Annotated in this window: 3 protein-coding genes; 1 reads left to right on the top strand and 2 read right to left on the bottom strand. The window is 76.2% G+C overall.

The window, feature by feature from the left end; genetic code table 11:
• Nucleotides 1-252: 252 nt before the first annotated feature.
• Nucleotides 253-1,167 carry an alpha/beta fold hydrolase gene (locus JS521_RS35130; protein ID WP_205086913.1) on the bottom strand — a complete coding sequence of 305 codons (915 nt, stop codon included), beginning with the start codon at nt 1,165-1,167 and terminating at the stop codon, nt 253-255.
• A 101-nt stretch (nt 1,168-1,268) separates the two neighbouring features.
• Between JS521_RS35130 and JS521_RS35125 the strand changes: the two genes are divergently transcribed.
• Entirely contained in the window at nt 1,269-2,027 is a 759-nt protein-coding gene (locus JS521_RS35125) for a TetR/AcrR family transcriptional regulator (protein ID WP_205086912.1), read from the top strand.
• 46 nt (nt 2,028-2,073) lie between these two features.
• Here JS521_RS35125 and msrA read toward each other — a convergent pair.
• Nucleotides 2,074-2,712 (bottom strand): peptide-methionine (S)-S-oxide reductase MsrA (msrA, locus tag JS521_RS35120; protein WP_205086911.1); only part of this gene is annotated, 639 nt, incomplete at its 5' end.

The following is a 2,712-nucleotide window of genomic DNA, read 5'->3' as shown; positions in this document are numbered from 1 at the left end:
GCCGTGGGCGGGGCGGGGGGGGGGGTGGGGGGGGGGCGGCTCAGGGCCGGGCCCCCCGGGCCCGGGGGGGGGGGGGCGGGGGGGGGGCGGCGGCCCGTGAACCCGTCGGGCCCGATGGGTGGCGTGCTGCTGGCCGCCTGACCCGGGAGGGCGGGTGGCGTGCGGGCGTGCCTGGCCCAGGGAGAGACGCTGCGCGCGGCGGTCGTGCCCGAGAGGCGTACGACGTGCGGCCGCCCGGCTCGGCGAGGGGTGTCACGGGCGGTCGTCGCGCCGGTCTGCCCGGTCCGCGAGTGCCCGTACCTCGGCCGCGACCGCCGTGTGCCGCTCGCGCGGGATGTCGTGGCCGACGCCCGGCTGGAGGACGAGTCGGGCGTCGCGGATCGCGGCGGCGGTGGCGCGGCCCGCCGAGGGCTTGAGCAGCGGGTCGTCCGTGCCGTGCAGCACCAGTGCGGGGACGCGTAGTTCGGCCAGGGCCGGGCCGTGCCAGGGGGCGCCGATCTGCCGGGACTGGGCGTCCGGGTCGGCGATGCCGGTGTCCACGTCGGCGGTGATCCTCTCCAGGGCTTCCGCCTCGTCGAACGGGTAGCCGGGCGAGGCGCAGAGCCGGGCCACCGCGAGCCCGGCCGCGATGCGCTCCTCCCGGCCCCGGGCGGGCTTGATGCGGGCGAACTTCGCGAGCGTGCCGAGCCGTAGATGGCGGAAGGCGCCCAGCCCGCCGACATCGCTGGGCAGCGCGGCGGACGAGGTGAGCGTGCGCACCCGGTCCGGGTGGCGCAGGGCGACGCGCTGGGCGACGACCCCGCCCAGCGAGTGGCCGAAGAGGTGCGCCGACTCCCAGCCGAGCGCGTCCAGGACGGCGACCGCGTCGTCGGCCATGTCCTCGGCGGTGTAGGCCGCGCCGCGTCCGGCGGCCAGGGCGGCGAAGGGGTTGCCCCGGGCGGCGCGCTTCGGCAGCCGGGTGGACTCGCCCGCGTCCCGCTGGTCGTAACGGGCGACGGCGAACCCGGCGTCGGCGAAGGCGGTGCACAGCTCCCCGGGCCACCAGTGGCGGGAGACCGCAAGCCCCATCACCAGGAGCAGCGGCTCGCCGTCCGCGCCTTCCCGGAGCCGGTCGTGGGCGAGCTCGACGGCGCCGTTGCGGGCGAAGCGGCGTTCGGTCCAGGTCATGGCGGGCTCCTTCGGCGACGAGCGGCAAGATACTGCGAACGTTGTTCGCAGTATTAGACTACAGTCAGTTCCAGAACTACCGATGGGAAGGTGGCGGACCCGTGGCCGACCGCGAGACCCGGCCGACGACCGTCTGGTCCCGCCCCGAGCGGGGCGCGCGCGGCCCCGCACCCGAACGGAGCCGCTCCCAGATCACGGCGGCCGCCGTCGCCCTCGCGGACGCGGAGGGCCTGGCGGCCGTGTCGATGCGCGCGCTCGCGCAGCGGCTGGGCACCGGACCCGCCTCGCTCTACCGCTACGTGGGCAGCCGGGACGAACTGCTGGACCTCATGGCGGACGCGGTCGCGGCCGAATTGGACCTCTCCGGGGCCCCCACCGGCGACTGGCTGGACGACCTCGTCGGCCTGGCCCTCCAGTCCAAGGCCGCGCACGTCCGGCACCCGTGGCTGGCCGATCTGAACGACCGGCGCGGCGAGGTGCTGGGCCCGCACGCGATCGACTACCTCGACCACGCGCTCGGCATCCTGGCCCCCGCGCCCGGCACCGCCGGTCAGAAGCTGGAGGCCATCGGCCTGCTCGGTGCCCTGGTCGCCCTCTTCGCCCGCCGCGAGTCCCCCGGGGCGACCGGCGACGAGCAGTCCGCCGGGATGACCGGCGGAGACCGGTCCGCCGGGACGACCGGCGGCGACCGGTCCGCCCAGGCGTCCCACCTGGCCATGGTCGCCGCCGAAGGCCGCCACCCGCACCTGCTGGCCGCCCTCACCGCGGCGGGCGCCCCGCCCACGGCCGGCCCCGGCGACCGGGACGCCCTCTTCGTACGGCTGCTGCGGCGGGTGCTTCCGGCGATGCTGACCGGCTGAAGCGGGGCCCGGGCCGGACGGGAGATCCGCAGTTCCCGCGTGCGGCTCAGCCCTCGGCCGGGGCCACGCCGATCGGGCAGGAGACCCCTGTACCGCCGATGCCGCAGTAGCCGCCCGGGTTCTTGTCCAGGTACTGCTGGTGATACGCCTCCGCCGGCCAGAAGGGGCGGCCCTCGGCCGGGAGGACCTCCGTGGTGATCTCCTTGTGGCCCGACGCCGTCAGGACCTTCTGGTACGCCTCACGGGAGGCGTCGGCGGCCGCGGCCTGGGCGGGGGAGTGGGTGTAGATCGCCGAGCGGTACTGGGTGCCCACGTCGTTGCCCTGGCGGAAGCCCTGGGTCGGGTTGTGCGACTCCCAGAACAGCTTCAGCAGCTCCTCGTACGAGACGACGGCCGGGTCGAAGACGACGCGCACCGCCTCCGTGTGGCCGGTCAGGCCCGAGCAGGCCTCGTCGTACGTGGGGTTCTCCGTGTAGCCGCCCTGGTAGCCGACGAGCGTCGTCCAGACGCCCTCGGTCTGCCAGAACTTCCGCTCCGCGCCCCAGAAACAGCCGAGCGCGAAGTCCGCCACCTCCAGGCCCTCCGGGTACGGGCCCACCAGGGGGTTGCCGAGGACCGTGTGGCGGGAGGGGACGGTGAATTCGGGGACGGGGCGGCCGCGCAGGGCCTGCTCCGGGGTGGGGAG

This window comes from Streptomyces durocortorensis, assembly GCF_016901035.1.
Taxonomy (GTDB): domain Bacteria; phylum Actinomycetota; class Actinomycetes; order Streptomycetales; family Streptomycetaceae; genus Streptomyces; species Streptomyces durocortorensis.
The sequence above is the reverse complement of the archived record's forward strand: the minus strand, read 5'-3'. Positions and strand labels throughout refer to the sequence as shown.

Excerpts from the sequence above, each read along its gene's own strand:
- JS521_RS35130 (WP_205086913.1), bottom strand. The coding sequence starts at position 1,167 with ATGACCTGGACCGAACGCCGCTTCGCCCGCAACGGCGCCGTCGAGCTC.